General features: G+C 71.0%; 19 protein-coding genes and 1 tRNA gene. 13 read left to right on the top strand and 7 right to left on the bottom strand.

What is annotated here, in order from left to right:
• The first annotated feature begins 241 nt into the window (after window positions 1-241).
• The 6 genes from AERO9AM_RS14225 to AERO9AM_RS14200 all read left to right on the top strand — a co-directional run bounded on the left by AERO9AM_RS14225 (window position 242) and on the right by AERO9AM_RS14200 (window position 3,553).
• Window positions 242-314, top strand: a tRNA-Trp gene (locus tag AERO9AM_RS14225).
• Window positions 315-353: 39 nt separating this feature from the next.
• Entirely contained in the window at window positions 354-629 is a 276-nt protein-coding gene (gene secE / locus AERO9AM_RS14220; RefSeq protein WP_159576732.1) for a preprotein translocase subunit SecE, read from the top strand.
• A gap of 55 nt (window positions 630-684) precedes the next feature.
• Complete coding sequence (gene nusG, locus AERO9AM_RS14215; protein ID WP_159576731.1) at window positions 685-1,716, top strand: transcription termination/antitermination protein NusG; 1,032 nt, start codon at window positions 685-687, stop codon at window positions 1,714-1,716.
• Between the two features lie 224 nt (window positions 1,717-1,940).
• Complete coding sequence (gene rplK / locus AERO9AM_RS14210) at window positions 1,941-2,372, top strand: 50S ribosomal protein L11 (RefSeq protein ID WP_045250755.1); 432 nt, start codon at window positions 1,941-1,943, stop codon at window positions 2,370-2,372.
• 11 nt (window positions 2,373-2,383) lie between these two features.
• Window positions 2,384-3,073, top strand: a complete 690-nt coding sequence (gene rplA, locus AERO9AM_RS14205) for a 50S ribosomal protein L1 (protein WP_159576730.1) — start codon at window positions 2,384-2,386, stop codon at window positions 3,071-3,073.
• Window positions 3,074-3,193: 120 nt separating this feature from the next.
• A complete protein-coding gene (locus AERO9AM_RS14200) occupies window positions 3,194-3,553 on the top strand; it encodes an iron chaperone (protein ID WP_159576729.1) in 360 nt (119 codons plus the stop codon).
• A gap of 42 nt (window positions 3,554-3,595) precedes the next feature.
• On the opposite strand, the gene AERO9AM_RS14195 is transcribed toward AERO9AM_RS14200, so the two are convergent.
• Window positions 3,596-4,069 (bottom strand): DUF1772 domain-containing protein, encoded by a 474-nt coding sequence (locus AERO9AM_RS14195; protein WP_159576728.1) that lies wholly within the window; start codon window positions 4,067-4,069, stop codon window positions 3,596-3,598.
• A 54-nt stretch (window positions 4,070-4,123) separates the two neighbouring features.
• Between AERO9AM_RS14195 and AERO9AM_RS14190 the strand changes: the two genes are divergently transcribed.
• Window positions 4,124-4,687: a TetR/AcrR family transcriptional regulator gene (locus AERO9AM_RS14190; protein WP_159576727.1), complete on the top strand. Its 564-nt coding sequence runs from the start codon at window positions 4,124-4,126 to the stop codon at window positions 4,685-4,687.
• 77 nt (window positions 4,688-4,764) lie between these two features.
• Here AERO9AM_RS14190 and AERO9AM_RS14185 read toward each other — a convergent pair whose 3' ends face one another.
• A complete protein-coding gene (locus AERO9AM_RS14185; RefSeq protein WP_236602628.1) occupies window positions 4,765-5,442 on the bottom strand; it encodes a LysE/ArgO family amino acid transporter in 678 nt (225 codons plus the stop codon).
• A gap of 70 nt (window positions 5,443-5,512) precedes the next feature.
• On the opposite strand from AERO9AM_RS14185, the gene AERO9AM_RS14180 reads away from it, so the two are divergent.
• Together AERO9AM_RS14180 and ligD are read left to right on the top strand one after the other, a co-directional pair.
• On the top strand, window positions 5,513-6,403 hold the full coding sequence (locus AERO9AM_RS14180; protein ID WP_159576726.1) for a LysR family transcriptional regulator ArgP: 891 nt from the start codon (window positions 5,513-5,515) through the stop codon (window positions 6,401-6,403).
• 55 nt (window positions 6,404-6,458) lie between these two features.
• Window positions 6,459-7,538, top strand: coding sequence for a non-homologous end-joining DNA ligase (ligD, locus tag AERO9AM_RS14175; protein ID WP_159576725.1), 1,080 nt, complete (start codon window positions 6,459-6,461; stop codon window positions 7,536-7,538).
• A 12-nt stretch (window positions 7,539-7,550) separates the two neighbouring features.
• On the opposite strand, the gene AERO9AM_RS14170 is transcribed toward ligD, so the two are convergent.
• Together AERO9AM_RS14170 and AERO9AM_RS14165 are read right to left on the bottom strand one after the other, a co-directional pair.
• A complete protein-coding gene (locus AERO9AM_RS14170) occupies window positions 7,551-8,594 on the bottom strand; it encodes an ATP-dependent DNA ligase (RefSeq protein WP_159576724.1) in 1,044 nt (347 codons plus the stop codon).
• Window positions 8,595-8,616: 22 nt separating this feature from the next.
• A complete protein-coding gene (locus AERO9AM_RS14165) occupies window positions 8,617-10,068 on the bottom strand; it encodes a phytoene desaturase family protein (RefSeq protein ID WP_159576723.1) in 1,452 nt (483 codons plus the stop codon).
• 58 nt (window positions 10,069-10,126) lie between these two features.
• Here AERO9AM_RS14165 and AERO9AM_RS14160 point away from each other — a divergent pair, with 58 nt between their 5' ends.
• Window positions 10,127-10,630 carry a hypothetical protein gene (locus tag AERO9AM_RS14160; protein ID WP_159576722.1) on the top strand — a complete coding sequence of 168 codons (504 nt, stop codon included), beginning with the start codon at window positions 10,127-10,129 and terminating at the stop codon, window positions 10,628-10,630.
• Window positions 10,631-10,663: 33 nt separating this feature from the next.
• On the opposite strand, the gene AERO9AM_RS14155 is transcribed toward AERO9AM_RS14160, so the two are convergent.
• Window positions 10,664-11,914 carry an acyl-CoA dehydrogenase family protein gene (locus AERO9AM_RS14155; RefSeq protein WP_159576721.1) on the bottom strand — a complete coding sequence of 417 codons (1,251 nt, stop codon included), beginning with the start codon at window positions 11,912-11,914 and terminating at the stop codon, window positions 10,664-10,666.
• Window positions 11,915-12,027: 113 nt separating this feature from the next.
• On the bottom strand, window positions 12,028-12,699 hold the full coding sequence (locus tag AERO9AM_RS14150; protein ID WP_159576720.1) for a TetR family transcriptional regulator: 672 nt from the start codon (window positions 12,697-12,699) through the stop codon (window positions 12,028-12,030).
• Window positions 12,700-12,898: 199 nt separating this feature from the next.
• On the opposite strand from AERO9AM_RS14150, the gene sucC reads away from it, so the two are divergent.
• Window positions 12,899-14,065, top strand: coding sequence for an ADP-forming succinate--CoA ligase subunit beta (gene sucC, locus AERO9AM_RS14145; RefSeq protein ID WP_159576719.1), 1,167 nt, complete (start codon window positions 12,899-12,901; stop codon window positions 14,063-14,065).
• A 28-nt stretch (window positions 14,066-14,093) separates the two neighbouring features.
• Entirely contained in the window at window positions 14,094-14,996 is a 903-nt protein-coding gene (sucD, locus tag AERO9AM_RS14140) for a succinate--CoA ligase subunit alpha (protein WP_159576718.1), read from the top strand.
• A 162-nt stretch (window positions 14,997-15,158) separates the two neighbouring features.
• Here the strand turns inward: sucD and AERO9AM_RS14135 are convergent, their stop codons facing one another.
• Entirely contained in the window at window positions 15,159-16,109 is a 951-nt protein-coding gene (locus AERO9AM_RS14135; RefSeq protein ID WP_159576717.1) for a GlxA family transcriptional regulator, read from the bottom strand.
• Between the two features lie 70 nt (window positions 16,110-16,179).
• Here AERO9AM_RS14135 and AERO9AM_RS14130 point away from each other — a divergent pair, with 70 nt between their 5' ends.
• On the top strand, window positions 16,180-16,965 hold the full coding sequence (locus tag AERO9AM_RS14130; RefSeq protein WP_159576716.1) for an MBL fold metallo-hydrolase: 786 nt from the start codon (window positions 16,180-16,182) through the stop codon (window positions 16,963-16,965).
• Window positions 16,966-17,003: the final 38 nt, after the last annotated feature.

Genomic DNA, 17,003 nt, shown 5'->3' with positions numbered 1-17,003 from the left:
GCCGCGTGGTCCGTGTCGGGTTCCGGCCGCATGCCGAGCCTAACAACGGCGGGCCGGGGCCGCTCGGAGGTGCGGAGGAGAGGGGACGAGAGCGCGTGTGCCGCGCCCGGGATGCGCGCCCGGTTCGGAGGGCCCGTGCGCATGCCGTACACTGGACGAGCAGTTGTTGTCTGCATTCTTTCGCCGTGCCCCGGGTCTCCCGGAACGACGGGGGAAGGCGGACAGAGGTCTCCGGACCTCTAGGGCGGTAGCTCAATTGGCAGAGCAGCGGTCTCCAAAACCGCAGGTTGCAGGTTCGATTCCTGTCCGCCCTGCGCGTCGGCGCGCAGCCGGCATACGAAAGGTACTCGAGGATGGTTCAGGACGCATCGGGCGCTGTGGTCTCCACGGCGAACGGCGGCGCGGGACGCGACAAGAAGCTCGGCTTCTTCGGCCGCATCGCGCTGTTCTTCCGTCAGGTGATCGCGGAGCTCCGCAAGGTGGTCACCCCCACGCGCAAGGAGCTCGTCAAGTACACCCTGGTCGTTCTGGGATTCGTCATCGTGATGATGGCGCTGGTGTACGGGCTCGACATGGCCTTCTCGTGGCTGACGACGCAAGTCTTCGGGGTTCCCGGGAAAACCGCGTGATCCCGCGGCCCGGCGGCAGCTGACCCCGGGTCGAACCTGAAGGAGAGAAGAACAAGTGTCCGAACGCGAACGTTACCTCGGAGACGACGTCGACTGGGCGACCGCCGCCGAGCAGTCCAGCGAGGACGACGAGGCCCAGGAGGGCGACATCCTCGCTTTCGAGGAGCGCGCCGTCACCCCCGCGGAGCGCGTCGCTCTGCACATCGAGGGCGACGACGACGATGACGCGGACGACGAAGACATCGATTTCGAAGAAGACCCGGAGGCAGACGCGATCGTGAACGACGCTCTCAACCTGGACCAGGCGGCCGAGTCCGAGGCTGCCGCCGAGGTGCTCAACGACTCCGTGGCCGAGGAGGCCGCCGAGCGCGAAGCCGCAGCGGCCGACGAGGTCACGCCCTATGACGGTCCCGACGTGAACGGCGAGGACGACGCGGCCGAGGCGGATGACGCCGACGCCGAGGAGGACCCGTACGAGGCCTTCAAGGCCGATCTGCGCATGCTCCCCGGCAAGTGGTACGTCATCCACTCCTACGCCGGCTTCGAGCGCAAGGTGAAGGCCAACATCGAGCAGCGCAAGTCGACGCTCGAGGTCGAGGACGACATCTACCAGATCGAGGTCCCGATGGAGGACGTCGTCGAGATCAAGAACGGCCAGCGCAAGATGGTCACGCGCGTCCGGATCCCCGGCTACGTGCTCGTGCGCATGGAGCTGAACGAGGACACCTGGTCCGTCGTCCGGCACACGCCCGGTGTCACCGGCTTCGTCGGCAACGCGCACAACCCGACGCCGCTGCGCTTCGAAGAGGCCTTCAACATGCTGAAGTCGCTCGTCGAGGTCAAGGACGTCCCGACCGCCAAGGCCGTCGCGGCCAAGGGCGGCACCGCCGTGGCGCGTCCGCTCGCGGCCGAGGTCGACTTCGAGATCGGCGAGACCATCACGATCAAGGAGGGCTCGTTCGCGGGCCTGCCCGGATCCATCTCCGAGATCAAGCCGGAGAGCGGCAAGCTCACCGTGCTCGTCTCGCTCTTCGAGCGCGAGACGCCGGTCGAGCTGTCGTTCGACCAGGTCACCAAGATGATCTGACATCCGTCGCACGAAGAACGGCCGTCCCTTTGGGGCGGCCGTTCTCGTGTTGCGGCTGGTGTGCACCGGATCGTGAACGCGGAGCCCGCCCGGATCCGGTAGACTCTTATGGTTTGCGTCTGGCACGCGAACATCACCGCGCTCCGGAGATGCCGGATCTGCGGGAGAGAAACTCGGTCCCTGAGCTCGTCGAAGGGCCCGAGCCGCTCGAGAAAGGAATCACTATGGCACCGAAGAAGAAGGTGACCGGCCTGATCAAGCTCCAGATCAACGCCGGCGCTGCCAACCCGGCGCCGCCGATCGGCCCCGCGCTCGGTCAGCATGGCGTCAACATCATGGAGTTCTGCAAGGCGTACAACGCGGCGACCGAGTCGCAGCGCGGCAACGTCATCCCCGTCGAGATCACCGTCTACGAGGACCGCAGCTTCACGTTCATCCTGAAGACGCCGCCGGCCGCCGAGCTGATCAAGAAGGCTGCGGGCGTGCAGAAGGGCTCCGCCACTCCGCACACCGTCAAGGTCGCGAAGATCACCGCCGAGCAGGTCCGTCAGATCGCCGAGCAGAAGCAGGCCGACCTGAACGCGAACGACATCGACGCCGCGTCCAAGATCATCGCCGGAACCGCCCGCTCCATGGGCATCACGGTCGAGGGCTGAGGGAGATAACAATGGCTACCAAGTCCAAGGCTTACAACGCTGCTGCCGCGAAGATCGAGGCAGACCGCTTCTACACCCCCGCCGAGGCCGTCGCCCTGGCGAAGGAGACCGGCTCCGCGAAGTTCGACTCCACCGTCGAGGTCGCGCTGAAGCTCTCCGTCGACCCGCGCAAGGCGGACCAGATGGTGCGCGGCACCGTCATCCTCCCGCACGGCACCGGCAAGACCGCCCGCGTCATCGTGTTCGCGACGGGTCCGGCCGCTGAGGCCGCGATCGCCGCGGGTGCGGACGAGGTCGGCGGCGCCGAGCTCATCGAGAAGGTCGCCGGCGGCTGGACCGCGTTCGACGCGGCCGTCGCCACCCCGGAGCTCATGGGCCAGGTCGGCCGTCTCGGCAAGGTGCTCGGTCCCCGCGGCCTGATGCCGAACCCGAAGACCGGCACCGTGACCCCGAACCCGGCCAAGGCCGTGGAGGAGATCAAGGGAGGAAAGATCGAGTTCCGCGTCGACAAGCACGCCAACGTGCACTTCGTCGTCGGCAAGGCGTCGTTCTCGGCCGAGCAGCTCGGCGAGAACATGAAGGCCGCGCTCGAGGAGATCGTTCGCCTCAAGCCGTCCAGCTCGAAGGGCCGTTACATCCAGAAGGGCGCCGTGTCGACCACGTTCGGCCCCGGTATCCCGCTGGACGTCAACGCCATCTGACCATCCGGTCGCTGAGCCCGTCGAAGGGCTCGCACGAAGGCCCGTCCCGGTTCGCCGGGGCGGGCCTTCGTCGTTCCGGTGGGGGTGCGCGCCGCACCCTTCGCGTGCCAGGATGACCGCATGGGTGCGGTGGACGACTATCTCGCCGGTGTCGAGGACGACTCCGATCGTGCGGCGCTGGCCCGCGTGTACGCGATCGCGCAGGAGCTCGCGCCCGATGCGGAGCAGGCGATCAGTTATCGCATGCCGGCGCTGAAGCATCACGGCAAGGCCGTGATCTCGGCGATCCGCGCCGCGAAGCACCTCGGCGTCTATCCCTTCAGCAGCGCGGCGGTCGCCGCCGTGGCCGGGCTCGTCGAAGGCGTCGACGGCGCGGAGTGGAGCACGGGCGCCATCCGTTTCGCGCCGGGATCCGCGATCCCCGAGGATCTCATCCGCGAACTCGTCGCGTTCCGGCTCGCGGAGATCGACGGGCGCTGAGCTCCGTCCCGGGAGTGGTCCTGGCGGTGATGCTGTCGTGGATCAGCGCACGGCCAGGGCGACGCAGAGCAGCACCAGGGCGAGCCCCTGCAGGGTCGCGCGCAGCGGGATGATCGACTCCCATCGATCCTGCAGCGCGCGAGCGTCCGCGGGCACGGTGCCGGCCAGTGCGGCCGCGGTGAGCGTCGTGTTGATGGGCTTCGCTACCGTGCCGAACAGCACCAGCCAGACCACGAGAGCGGCGAGCGCGACGGCCGCGAGAACGGCGGCGGCCGCGCTGCCCCAGAATGCCGAGAGTGCGGCGGTCGCCGCGGTGAGCACGACGCTCGCGACGCCGACGACGGGCAGCCGTCGGTCGCCGTAGTAGTGTCCGCGGCCGACGACCTGGACGAGGGTGCGGGCGTCGACCTCGGCATAGACGGCGCGCAGGACGACGGCGGCGAGCACATCCGTGCCGAAGATGACGGCGATGGCGGCGATCGCGCCGATGGCGGTGACGATGATGACGGCGGACATGGGCTTCTCCTCTCGGTTAGCAGTGCTAACAGTTAGCGATGCTAACATCGACGCATGACCCCGTCAACGTCACCCCGTGCGGATATCGCCGACCGTTCCCGCGCCATCGTCGACGCCGCGCGGCGGGTCGCCGAGACGGAGGGGTGGCCGGCCGTGACCGTGCGCCGGCTCGCCGAGGAGATCGGGTTCAGCCAGCCGATCCTGTATCGCTGCTTCCCCGCCGGTCGTGACGAGATCGTCGAGCAGGTCATGATCGACGGCTTCCTGGAGATGGGGGCGGTCCTGGCCGAGCCGGCCGGCGAAGCGGATCCGCTCGCGCACGTCGTGCAGGCCTACCTCGCTTTCGCGCACGAGCACCCCGCCCTCTACGACGCGATGTTCGAGGCGCGCACCCGCATCGTGTTCGCGGCGGAGGAGACGCCTGCGCCGCTGCGGGACGCGTTCGCGCCCTTCCTCCGGGCCGCCTCCGCGAGCGGGGCGGAGGGTGCGGATGCCGTCGTGCGGGCTGAGCTGCTGTGGAGCCTCCTGCACGGCGTCGCGCGACTGGCGGCGTCGGGGCGTCTCGATCCCGCCCTCGAGGCGGCGCGCCGGGACGCGATCATCGCCCTCTTCCGCTGACGGGACCGGCGGGTGCCGCTCGAGCCGGCGCTGTCGCCGGCTCAGCGGACGACGGGGGCCTCAGCCGACGGCGGGCCTCAGCCGAAGAAGACCGGCAGCACGAGGCCGATCCCCATCGCCACGAGCAGCACAGCGATGCCGGTGTCCAGGATCCGCCAGGCGCGCGGCGTGCGCAGCCAACGCCCCAGGTGGCGGGCGCCGTAGCCGAGGCCGAAGAACCACACGACGCTCGCGGTGATCGCGCCCGCGGCGAACAGCCAGCGCTGGTCGCCGTGCGTCGCGGCGATCGACCCGATGAGCAGCACGGTGTCGAGGTACACGTTCGGGTTCAGCCAGGTGAACGCGAGCGTGGCGAGGATCACCGGCGCCAGCGGGGCCGTGCGGGTGAGCGTCGCGGTGCCGGCGACGGCGGAGGGCAGGCCGGCCGGGCCGTCGGCGGGGCTGTCCGCGCCGTCGGCGATCAGCGCCTCGCCCCCGGAGCGCCACGCCCGCCGGGCGGCGAGGATCCCGTACAGCACGAGGGAGATCGCCCCTGCCCAGCGCGCGACGACGATGAGCCAGGGGAGGGTCTTCACGAGATAGCCCAGCCCGGCCGTCCCTGCGAGCACGAGCGCCGCGTCCGAGGCGGCGCAGATGAGCACGACCGGCAGCACGTGCTCCCGTCGCAGTCCCTGGCGCAGCACGTACACGTTCTGGGCGCCGACGGCGACGATGAGCGAGAACATGAGGCCGAGGCCGGCGAGGAGGGTGAGCACGTTCCGAGCGTAGGTCGGCGAATGATTCAGTTCCAGCGAAGATTCCTTAAGCGAGATTAGGATCACTGATGTGCAGGTGGATCCGGAATCGGCGCGCACGGTCGCCGCGGTGCTCGACGAGGGCAGCTTCGATGCGGCCGCTCGCCGCCTGCTGCTGACCCCCTCCGCGGTGAGCCAGCGGATCAAGACCCTCGAGCAGCAGCTCGGGCGGATCCTGGTCGTGCGCAGCAAGCCGGCACGCGCCACCGAGGCAGGGGAGGCGGTGGCGCGGTTCGGCCGCCAGGTCGCCCTCCTCGAGCGCGATGCGATCGCCGGCTTCGGACTCGCCGGCGAAGCGGAGGGCGCGCGGGTGCGCATCCCGCTCGCCGTCAACGCGGACTCGATGGCGACGTGGTTCCTCGCACCGCTCGCGCGCCTGTCCGAACGGTACGACGTCGAGTTCGACCTGCATCGCGACGACCAGAACTTCACGGCGCGGCTGCTCGAGTCGGGCACGGTGATGGCCGCCGTGACCAGCGAGTCGGAGCCGGTCGGCGGCTGCCGGGTGGAGGCGCTCGGCGCGCTGCGCTACGTGGCCGCCGCTTCACCCGGGTTCGCGCGCCGGTGGTTCCCCGACGGGGTGACGGCCGACGCGCTCTACCGCGCGCCGTTCGTCGACTTCGACCGCCGCGACCTGATGCAGCAGGACTGGCTGCGCGAGCGGGGCGTGGATCCGTGGCCCGTGCCGCGCCATCACGTGCCGGCGTCGGCGGACTTCTCGGTGGCGGTGGAGCTGGGGCTGGGCTGGGCGCTGCTTCCGGTGCCGCACGCCGAGCCCGGCCTCGCCGACGGGCGGCTGGTGCGCCTCGACGACGGGGAGACCACGTCACCGCTGTTCTGGCAGCAGTGGAACCTGCGCTCCGAGCTGCTCGACGCGATCGCCGCGGAGATCCGCGCCGAGGCAGGGCGGGTGCTGCGCTGAGCTCCCGTTCCGGTCGCCCTGGCGCGGCGTCGGCGGCGCACCCTAGGGTCGAGGCATGGCATCCGAGCGCATCACGCTGACCATCCCCGGCCCCGACGGCGACCGGTCGCTGGACCTGTCCAACCCCAACCGCGCGATCTGGCCCGCCCCTTCGACAGGCTCAGGGCAAGCGCGCGGCCCGATCACGAAGGTCGAGCTCGCCGACTACGTGCAGGCCGTGTCAACGGCCTTCCTCACGTCCACCGGCAATCGCCCGGTGTCTCTGGAGCGGTACCGCGACGGCATCGGCGGGGAGAGCTTCTTCTCGAAGAACCCGCCCAAGGGCACCCCCGACTTCGTGCAGAGCGTGATGTGCACCTACAACAGCGGGCGCAAGCACCCGCAGATCGTGCTCACCGAGACCGCCGCGATCGTCTGGGCGGTGCAGATGAACACCGTGGTCTTCCACCCCTGGGCCTCGCTCGCCGCGGACACCGACAACCCGGTGGAGCTGCGCATCGACCTGGATCCGCAGCCCGGCACCGGCTTCGCCGAGGCGATCCCGGCCGCGCACGAGCTGCGTGCCGTGCTGCGCGAGGCCGGGCTGGAGGCGTTCATCAAGACCAGCGGCAATCGCGGGCTGCACGTGTTCTGCCCGATCGTGCCGGAGTGGGAGTTCCTCACGGTGCGGCACGCGGTGATCGCCGCGGGGCGCGAGCTGGAACGGCGCATGCCCGACCGGGTGACCACCGCATGGTGGAAGGAGGAGCGCGGGGAGCGGATCTTCGTCGACTTCAACCAGGCCAACCGCGACCGCACCATGGCGGGGGCGTACAGCCCGCGGGCGCTGCCTGGCGCGACCGTGTCGACGCCGATCGCGTGGGACGAATTGGACGAGGCGGATCCGACGCGGTTCACGGTCCGCACCGTGCCGCAGCGCCTCGCCGACGTCGGCGACCCCTGGGCGCACATGCAGGACGCGCCGGGGCGCATCGACACGCTGCTGAGCTGGTGGGAGCGCGACGTGGAGAACGGGCTCGGCGAGATGCCGTTCCCGCCCGAGTTCCCGAAGATGCCGGGAGAGCCGCCGCGCGTGCAGCCGTCCAAGAAGGTCGCCGCGAACTGGGACGAGAACGGCGAGCGCGTCGGGGAGTGACCCCGTCCGGGCCTAGTCGATGACGTCGCCGAGGTCGTAGCCGCCGACCGTGTCCAGCTGCTCGTAGGTGCACGACCTCGCCTCGCGATCGTCGCGCCAGCGCTCGAACTGCACGGTATGCCGGAACCGCCAGCCCTCCAGCTGGTCGTAGCGCACCTCGAGCACGCGCTCGGGGCGCAAGCGCACGAACGACGTGTCCTTGGCCCCGCTGAAGCGCGACCGCTCGCCCTCACCCGTGACCGCCGCGCCCGACTCGTCGCGCTCGACCAGGGGCGCGAGATCGTCGACGAGCTGCTGCCGCATCGCGTCGCTCCACGCCGCGACCCCGCCCACCTGCCGCAGCACGCCGTCTTCGCCGTACAGGCCGACCAGGAGGGATCCGACGCCGGATCCGCTCTTGTGGATCCGGTAGCCGAGCGCGACGACGTCGGCCGTGCGGGCGTGCTTGACCTTGAACAGGGTGCGCTTGTTGGGGGCGTACGGCTGGTCGAGCGGCTTCGCGACGACGCCGTCGAGGCCCGCGCCCTCGAACTCCGCGAGCCATCGCCGGGCGAGGTCGGGATCCGTGGTCGTCCGGGTGAGGTGCAGCGGGTGCGGCACGTCGGCGAACAGCTGCTCCAGCCGGGCGCGGCGCTCGCCGAAGGGGAGGGGCTGCAGGTCCTCGTCGCCGTCGGCGAGCAGGTCGAACGCGATGAACATCGCCGGCGTCTCCACGGAAAGCTTGTTCACCCGGGAGGCCGCGGGGTGGATCCGCTGGCTCAGCGCCTCCCAGTCCAGGCGCTGCGATCCGGCGGGGCCGGTCGCCACGACGATCTCCCCGTCCAGCAGGCACGGCCCGGGCAGGAGCCGCGGGATCGCCTCGACGAGCTCGGGGAAGTAGCGGGTGAGCGGCTTGGCGCCGCGGGAGCCGATCTCGACGGTCTCGCCGTCCCAGGAGATGAGTCCGCGGAACCCGTCCCACTTCGGCTCGTACAGCAGTCCGTCGGGGAACTTCACCGGATCCGGTACCGCGGCGGCGGCCTTCGCGAGCATCGGGGCGGGGATCTCGTAGCGCATGGATCCCATCCTGCCCGCCCGATCAGGATCCGAACAGATCCGCCAGCTCGACGCGCTGCCCGGCGTCCGCGAGCGCCGTGCGAGCCGCGTGCCAGCCGGCCATGCCGTTGACGCCCGGGCCCGGCGGGGTCGCCGCCGACGCCAGGTACACGCCCGGCATCGGCGTGCGCCACGGAGCCGGGGAGAGCACGGGCCGCACGAAGGCCTGGCGCATCGTGAAGGCGCCGCCGAAGATGTCGCCGCCGATCTCCGCCGGGTTCAGGTGCACGCGCTCACGGGCCGGCACCGCGTGGCTGGCGAGGATCCGGTCGCGGAAACCGGGGGCGAAGCGCTCGACCTGCCGCACGATCAGCTCGGTCGGATCCGCGTCCGAGTTCGCCGGCACGTGGACGTACGCCCACAGCACCTGCTTCCCGGCGGGGGCGCGGGTGTCGTCGAGCACCGACGGCTGCGCGACGAGCACGTACGGGCGCGGAGAGATCCGGCCGTGGGCGACCGCATTCTCGCTCGTCCACACCTCCTCACGGGTGCCGCCCACGTGCACCGTGGGGGCGAGCGCGACCCCGGGGTTCGTCCACGGCACCGGGCCGTCGAGGGCGAAGTCGACCTTGGCGGCGGCGTGGCCATAGCGGTATCTGCGGATCGCCGCGGCGTAGCGCTCCGGCACGTCCCGCAGGGTGAGTGCGAGCCGCGGTGCGGTGTTGAGCAGCAGCAGGTCGCCGCGGCGCGGATCCCCCCAGTCCACGGCGGACAGGTCGGTGACGCGTGCGTCGGTGCGGATCGCGCCGCCGTGCGCGCGCAGGTCGTCCGCGAGCGCGTCCGCGATCCGCTGCGCGCCGCCCCGGGAATACGCCCAGCCGCCGGCATGCGCCTGCGCCATCAGCAGCAGACCGGCCGCGGCCCCGCTGAGCGACGGCAGCGCGGTGTTGGCGTGCGCGACGACGCCGGCCACGAGGGCGGACGCCTCCGCGGTGCGGAAGGTGTGCGCCGCCATCGCCGTGCCCTGCTCCAGCACGCGCAGCCCGTAGCGCACTGCGGTGACCGGGTTCCGCGGGATGCGCAGCAGGGACCCGCCGGTGAAGTCCTGGACGCCGTCGATGTGGGTGCTCAGCGGACGCAGCAGCGCACGCCAGGCCCGGGCGTCGGGGCCCAGCCCGTCGGCCGTCCGCTCCAGGTCGTGCCAGGCGATGCCGGCGCGGCCGTCGTCGAGCGGGTGCGCATATGCCGCTTCCGGAATGATCCAGTCGATGCGGCCGGTCCCGAACGCGCGGAAGAACGGGGAGGTGTAGGCCGCGGGGTGCACCGCCGAGCACACGTCGTGCACGAAGCCCGGCAGGGTGAGCTCGGCGCTGCGCACCCCGCCGCCGATCGTCGGTGCGGCCTCGAGCACCTCGACCGCATAGCCTGCGCGGGCGAGCGCGACGGCGGCGGCGAGTCCGTTCGGGCCGCTTCCGATGACGGTGGCGCGAGGCATGCCGCCAGTCTGTCACGCGCGCAGGTGACGCAGAGCCGGACGTGGGATCCTGGTACTGATGAACGAAGTCCAGGGCCCGACCCCCACCGGCACCTCCCGTCCGTACAAGTCGCTCGCCGAGGCATTGCGCGGTCAGCGCATCGACCCGGTGAACCACGACTTCATCCGCGCGATCGTGGAGGCCGTGGGCATCAGCACCTTCATCGACCGCGGGCGCTACATCGAGGCGATCCGGCGCGGCGAGGGCGCGTCCCTGCACATCGGACGGACCTACACGAACGGCTTCACAGAGGACGAGGTGGTGGTCGTCTCCGGGCGCCCCCTGCCGCTCGCGCCGAGCGAGGGCCGCGCGCCCTACTTCTACGTGACGCACCCCAGCGAGCTGCCGGGCACCCCCGTCGCCGCCGCCCGTACTGCGCGCGCGTCCGGGACCCGGGCTGCCGCCAAGCCCAAGGCCGAGCCGCGCGCACCGAAGGCGACGCCGCTCGCGGAGCGCGACTACGGCGTCTGCGACGTGTGCTTCATGGTGAAGACGCCGTCCGGCGGCTGCGCCTGCGACTGAGGCCGTCCGCAGCGCCGAGGCGACCGGGATCGCTCAGACGAACGCGCTCATCCCGGTGATGTCGCGGCCGATGAGCAGCGCCTGCACGCTCTCGGTGCCCTCGTAGGTATGGATCGCCTCGATGTCGGCCATGTGCTGCATGACGCCGTTCTCGAGCAGGATCCCGTTGCCGCCGAGCAGGTCGCGAGCGGCGGAGGCGATGCGCCGAGCGGCGCGGGTGTTGTGGAACTTCGCGAGCGACGCCTGCGTGGGCCGCAGCGTGCCCGCCTCGTCCATGTCGGCCATCCGGCGGCAGTAGAGCTGCATCGCGGTGAGCTCCTCGAGCATGTGCGTGAGGCGCTCCTGCACCATCTGGAACTTCGCGAGCGGCTTGCCGAACTGGATCCGGGTCTTCGCATACGCGAGCGCCGCCTCGTAGCAGGCGGTGGCGTGCCCGAGCGCCGACCAGGCGACGCCGGAGCGCGTCGCGTACAACACGGTGGACGCGTCCTTGAAGCTGTGCGTGCCGGGCAGCACCGCGTCCAGCGGCACGCGCACGTCGTCGAGGCGGATGTGCGCCTGGTGGATCCCGCGCAGTGACACCTTGCCCGTGATGACGGTGGCCTGATACCCCGGGCGCTCCTGCTCCACGAGGAAGCACCGCACGGATCCGTGGTCCTCCGCGCCCTCGTCGTCCACGCGCGCCCACACGAAGGTGATGCCACCGGAGGCGCCGTTGCCGATCCACTTCTTCGCCCCGCGCAGCACCCACTCCCCGGTCCCTGAGCCTGTCGAAGGGTCGCGCCGAGCGACGGTCTCCAGCGAGACCGAGTCGGATCCGTGATCGGGCTCGGTGAGTGCGAAGGATCCGAGCACGGAGCCGTCGGCGAGCGGCACCAGCCAGCGCTCCTGCTGCTCCGGGCTGCCGAACAGCGCGAGGGTGCGCAGCGCGAGGCCGCCCTGCACGGCCAGGACCGTGCCGAGCGAGCCGTCGCCGCGGGAGATCTCCATGTTCACCAGGCCCGCCGCGAGCGGGCTCATCCGGGTGAGGGCGGGGTGCTCGATGCCGTCGACCACGAGATCCAGCTCGCCCATGCGCCGGGCGGCCTCGAGCGGGTACTCGGCGCGATCCCAGGCCTCGAGCATCCGCGGCGCGACCTCGTCGACGTACGCCTGCGCCCGCTCCCAGTGCGCGCGATCCGCGGCGGGGATGTCGGAGAAGACCTCGTAGTAGTCGGTGCCCTGACGGCCGGTCAGATCGTAGGAGGTGACGGCTTCGCCGGGGAAGCGGGCGTCGTTGCTCATGAGGTCTCCATCCGGGGCATGAGACTGAGTCTCAAGATTCATGAGACAGCGTACCGCGATTCACGCCCGCGACCGACACCGGATCCGGGCGGACGGCGAGAGACGAGCGGGGTTCACTCCAGTTCGTCGCGCAGGCGCCGCGTGATCTCCGCCATCGGCATCGAGCGCGGGAACACGGCCACGATGACCGCGTCCTCCCCGGGCTCCTTCATGCCGTCCGGGTGCACGCCGTAGCGGCGCAGCACGTCGTCCAGCGCCCGCCGGAGCGAGGCCGCGGAGGTGCGAGACCCGCGCAGCAGGCGGCGGAGCACATGGTTGTGCACGGCGGTGACGAGCGCGGCGAACCCGACCGCGTCGAGCGGATCCAGGTCGGGCAGCGACCGGCGCAGGTACTCGTCGAAGAGGCGCTCGTACCGGAACACCGCGACGATCTCGCGGTCGCGCAGGGTCGGCACCTCGCGCACGACCTGGTAGCGCAGACGCGCGAGTTCGGGGTCGGCCGCGAACGCGCGGAACACCATCATCGACGCGTCGCACACAGCAGTCCACGGATTGGCGTGGGGGCGGTCCAGGTAGCGGCGCAGTCCCTCGAGCAGCTCCTCGTGATCGGCGAAGACGACGTCGTCCTTGCCGCCGAACTGGCGGAAGAAGGTGGAGCGCGAGATGCCCGCGGCCTTGGCGATCTGCTCGACCGAGGTCGAGTCGAAGCCCTGGGCGGAGAACAGCTCGAGCGCCGCGCGCACCACGGCGGTGCGGGCGGGGGACACGTCGGCGTGCTCTGTCATAGCAGCAAAGCCTAGTTCCCCTGCTCCCGCGCGCACCGCTGTGCGTCAGGGCACGCCGTCGTCGCCTCCTTCGGCGGCCCGGACGGCGGTCAGGAAGCGCGATTCCGCGGTAGTAGGCTGGTTGACCGGGTCGAATCACATCGACACCCGACAGAATTCCTGTCGCGTCCCATTCGTCGCAACCAGCGAAGGACTGCACGTGGACCTCTACGAGTACCAGGCACGAGACCTTTTCGAGAAGTACGGAGTGCCGGTCCTCGCCGGCATCGTCGCCGACACCCCCGAGGAGGTGAAGGCAGCCGCGGAGAAGCTCGGCGGAGTGGTCGTCGTCAAGGCGCAGGTCAAGACCGGCGGCCGCGGCAAGGCCGGCGGCGTGAAGGTCGCGAAGAACCCGGACGAGGCGTACGAGGCCGCCAAGGCGATCCTGGGCCTGGATATCAAGGGCCACGTGGTCAAGCGCGTCATGGTCGCCGCGGGTGCCCGCATCGCGCGCGAGTTCTACTTCTCGGTGCTGCTGGACCGCGCCAACCGCTCCTACCTGAGCCTGTGCTCGGTCGAGGGCGGCATGGAGATCGAGCAGCTCGCGGTCGAGAAGCCCGAGGCGCTCGCCCGAGTGGAGGTCAACCCGCTGACCGGCATCACCAAGGACAAGGCGCTCGAGATCGCGAAGGCCGCGAACTTCCCGGAGGACCTGCTCGACGCGGTCTCCGATGTGTTCGTGAAGCTCTACGACGTGTACAAGGGTGAGGACGCGACCCTGGTCGAGGTCAACCCGCTCGTGCAGACCGAGGAGGGCGACATCATCGCCCTGGACGGCAAGGTCACCCTCGACGACAACGCCTCCGAGGTGCGCCACCCGGAGCACGAGGAGCTGGCCGACAAGGCCACCGAGAACCCGCTCGAGGCGAAGGCCAAGGAGTCGGGCCTGAACTACGTCAAGCTCGACGGTCAGGTCGGCATCATCGGCAACGGCGCGGGTCTGGTCATGTCGACCCTCGACGTGGTCGCGTACGCCGGCGAGAACCACGGCGGCGTGAAGCCGGCTAACTTCCTCGACATCGGCGGCGGCGCGAACGCGCAGGTCATGGCGAGCGGCCTCGACGTCATCCTCGGCGACGAGCAGGTCAAGAGCGTCTTCGTGAACGTCTTCGGCGGCATCACCAGTTGCGTCGCGGTCGCCGAGGGCATCGTCAAGGCGCTCGAGATCCTGGGCGACGCGGCCACCAAGCCGCTGGTCGTCCGTCTCGATGGCAACCAGGTCGAGGAGGGCCGCGCGATCCTCACCGCCGCGAACCACCCGCTCGTCACGCTCGCCGCCACCATGGACGAGGGCGCCGACAAGGCCGCCGAGCTGGCCAACGCCTGACCCGGCTCCCGAGACAAGGACAAGGAACATGTCGATCTACCTCAACAAGGACTCCAAGGTCATCGTCCAGGGCATCACCGGCGGCGAGGGCACCAAGCACACCGCTCTCATGCTGAAGGCGGGCACCAACATCGTCGGCGGCGTGAACGCGCGCAAGGCCGGCACCACGGTCTCGCACACCGACAAGGACGGCAACGCCATCGAGCTGCCCGTGTTCGCCTCCGTCGCCGAGGCGATCGAGAAGACCGGGGCGAACGTGTCGGTCGCCTTCGTGCCGCCCGCGTTCACGAAGGACGCGATGATCGAGGCCATCGACAGCGAGATCCCGCTGCTCGTGGTCATCACCGAGGGCGTTCCGGTCGGCGACTCCGCCGAGGCGTGGGCCTACGCGACCGAGAAGGGCAACAAGACCCGCATCATCGGTCCGAACTGCCCCGGCATCATCACCCCGGGTGAGGCGCTCGCGGGCATCACGCCGGCGAACATCACGGGCAAGGGCCCGATCGGCCTCGTCTCGAAGTCGGGCACCCTGACGTACCAGATGATGTTCGAGCTGCGCGACCTGGGCTTCTCCACCGCCATCGGCATCGGCGGCGACCCGGTCATCGGCACCACGCACATCGACGCGCTCGCCGCGTTCGAGGCCGACCCCGAGACCAAGGCGATCGTGATGATCGGCGAGATCGGCGGCGACGCCGAGGAGCGGGCCGCCGAGTTCATCAAGGCCAACGTCACCAAGCCGGTCGTCGGCTACGTCGCCGGCTTCACCGCCCCCGAGGGCAAGACCATGGGCCACGCCGGCGCCATCGTCTCCGGCTCGGCGGGCACCGCGCAGGCGAAGAAGGAGGCCCTGGAGGCCGCCGGCGTCAAGGTCGGCAAGACGCCGTCCGAGACCGCCGCTCTGCTGCGCGAGGTTTTCAACGCACTGTAGGCCGCGCGGCGGCCTTCGATCCGGTTGCTGAGCGAGGAGCGCAGCGACGAGTCGAAGTACAGCGCCCTGTAAGCAAGGACGTACGCGAAGGGCCCCCGGCTCCGTGCCGGGGGCCCTTCGTCATTCCCGGGCTGGATCCTCCCGGTACCGGTTCGAGGATCCTCAGGCCGGATCTGCGAACGCGCGGCGGTGCGCCCCCGGGGTGGTGCCGAAGCGGGCGCGGAAGTGGTGGCGCAGAGTCACGGCGCTGCCGAACCCGGTGCGCTGGGCCACGGCGTCGACCGGCAGATCCGATGCCTCCAGGAGGCGGCGCGCCTCGTCCAGCCGGCGCTGCAGCAGCCAGTCTCCCGGGCTGCTGCCGGTGCGCGCGCGGAACCGCCGCGTGAACGTGCGGCGGGACAGGTGCACGGCGCCGGCCCAGGCATCGAGCGGCGCGGGCTCGGCGATCCGCTCCAAGGCCCACGCGATCGCCCGGTCGATCTCGTCGCCGTCGTGCGCCGCGGCGAGCGGGCGGGAAAGGAACTGCGCCTGGGATCCCTCCCGGTGCGGCGCCATGACCAGCGACCGCGCCAGGTCGGCGGCCACGGCGCTGCCCAGCTCGGTGCGGACGATGTGCAGGCAGCAGTCGAGCGCGGCCGCGACCCCTGCCGACGTCACGACGTCGCCGAGGTCGGTCCACAGCGCCTCGCAGCGCACGGTGAGCTCCGGGTGACGTGCGGCGAGCTGCGGGCCCGCCGACCAGTGCGTGGACACCTCCCGGCCGGTCGCGATGCCGCTCGCGGCCACCACGAAGGCGCCCAGGCACAGGCCCAGCACCTTCGCCCCGTTGCCGTGCGCGGTGCGCACCGCCCCGAGGAGTGCACCGCTCGGCGCGACATCCGGATCCCAGCTCGGGATCACCACGAGATCGGCGGCGGCGAGGGCGTCCAGACCCTCGGGCACGACGAGGTCCAGCCCGGCCGCCGTGCGCACCGGCCCCGGCTCCTCCGCGACGGTCACCGTGCGATACGCGGCCTCGACCGAGCGCACGCCGACGCCGCCGAAGACCATGAGCGGCACGGACAGGTGGAACGGGCTGATGCCCGGGAAAGCGAGGACCGCGGCGGTGCGCATGGCCCGATCTTATCGGAAGGTGTCATCAGGGCCACTCCCGGTGCGGCGACGACGTCGGCACGATGGAGCCATGACCGAGAACACCGTGACCGAGAACACCGTGACCCTGAACACCGTGACCCTGACGCTCATCGGCGGGCCGACCGCGCTCATCGAGTACGCCGGCCTGCGCCTGCTCACCGACCCCACCTTCGACGCCCCGCGGACCTACCCGGGCGGCATCCCGCTGCACAAGCTCACCGGCCCGGCGCTCGGCGCCGACGAGGTGGGCGCGATCGACGTGGTCCTGCTCTCGCACGACCAGCACCCCGACAACCTCGACGAGGCAGGGCGCGCGTTCCTGCCGCGCGCCGGGGTGGTGCTCTCCACGCCCGAGGCGGGGGCGCGGATCGACGGCGTGACGGGCCTCGCCCCGTGGCAGACGCACCGGGCGGGGCCGGTCGAGATCACCTCCGTGCCGGCGCTGCACGGGCCGGAGGGGGCCGAGGCGCTGTCCGGCACCGTGACCGGGTTCGTGCTGTCGGCGCCCGGCGAACCGGTGCTGTACGTGTCCGGGGACAACGCCTCGGTCGACGTGGTGTCGGCGATCGTCGAGAGGATCGGTCGCATCGACATCGCGGTGCTCTTCGCCGGAGCCGCGAACGTGGGCCGCTTCGGGGACGCGGATCTGACGCTGAACGCGCGCACCGCTGTGGAGGCCGCGCGGGTGCTGGGCGACGCCGTGATCGTGCCCGTGCACGCCGAGGGGTGGCACCACTTCTCCGAGACCCGGGAGCGGCTCGTGCGCGAGTTCGGCTACGCGGATCTCGCCGAGCGTCTGCGCGTGCCGGAGGCGGGCGTCCCACTCGCGCTCTGAAGCTCGCGCGCCCTGCCTCCGCGTGTGCGCCTGGCGTC

Source organism: Microbacterium sp. 8M (assembly GCF_902506375.1).
Classification (GTDB): domain Bacteria; phylum Actinomycetota; class Actinomycetes; order Actinomycetales; family Microbacteriaceae; genus Microbacterium.
Note: the sequence above shows the minus strand (reverse complement) of the source record. Positions and strands in the feature narration are given on the sequence as shown.

Coding starts and splice junctions, on each gene's coding strand:
- secE (WP_159576732.1), top strand. CDS start 354: ATGGTTCAGGACGCATCGGGCGCTGTGGTCTCCACGGCGAACGGCGGC.
- rplK (WP_045250755.1), top strand. CDS start 1,941: ATGGCACCGAAGAAGAAGGTGACCGGCCTGATCAAGCTCCAGATCAAC.
- rplA (WP_159576730.1), top strand. CDS start 2,384: ATGGCTACCAAGTCCAAGGCTTACAACGCTGCTGCCGCGAAGATCGAG.
- AERO9AM_RS14200 (WP_159576729.1), top strand. CDS start 3,194: ATGGGTGCGGTGGACGACTATCTCGCCGGTGTCGAGGACGACTCCGAT.
- AERO9AM_RS14195 (WP_159576728.1), bottom strand. CDS start 4,069: ATGTCCGCCGTCATCATCGTCACCGCCATCGGCGCGATCGCCGCCATC.
- AERO9AM_RS14190 (WP_159576727.1), top strand. CDS start 4,124: ATGACCCCGTCAACGTCACCCCGTGCGGATATCGCCGACCGTTCCCGC.
- ligD (WP_159576725.1), top strand. CDS start 6,459: ATGGCATCCGAGCGCATCACGCTGACCATCCCCGGCCCCGACGGCGAC.
- AERO9AM_RS14170 (WP_159576724.1), bottom strand. CDS start 8,594: ATGCGCTACGAGATCCCCGCCCCGATGCTCGCGAAGGCCGCCGCCGCG.
- AERO9AM_RS14165 (WP_159576723.1), bottom strand. CDS start 10,068: ATGCCTCGCGCCACCGTCATCGGAAGCGGCCCGAACGGACTCGCCGCC.
- AERO9AM_RS14160 (WP_159576722.1), top strand. CDS start 10,127: ATGAACGAAGTCCAGGGCCCGACCCCCACCGGCACCTCCCGTCCGTAC.
- AERO9AM_RS14155 (WP_159576721.1), bottom strand. CDS start 11,914: ATGAGCAACGACGCCCGCTTCCCCGGCGAAGCCGTCACCTCCTACGAT.
- AERO9AM_RS14150 (WP_159576720.1), bottom strand. CDS start 12,699: ATGACAGAGCACGCCGACGTGTCCCCCGCCCGCACCGCCGTGGTGCGC.
- sucD (WP_159576718.1), top strand. CDS start 14,094: ATGTCGATCTACCTCAACAAGGACTCCAAGGTCATCGTCCAGGGCATC.
- AERO9AM_RS14135 (WP_159576717.1), bottom strand. CDS start 16,109: ATGCGCACCGCCGCGGTCCTCGCTTTCCCGGGCATCAGCCCGTTCCAC.
- AERO9AM_RS14130 (WP_159576716.1), top strand. CDS start 16,180: ATGACCGAGAACACCGTGACCGAGAACACCGTGACCCTGAACACCGTG.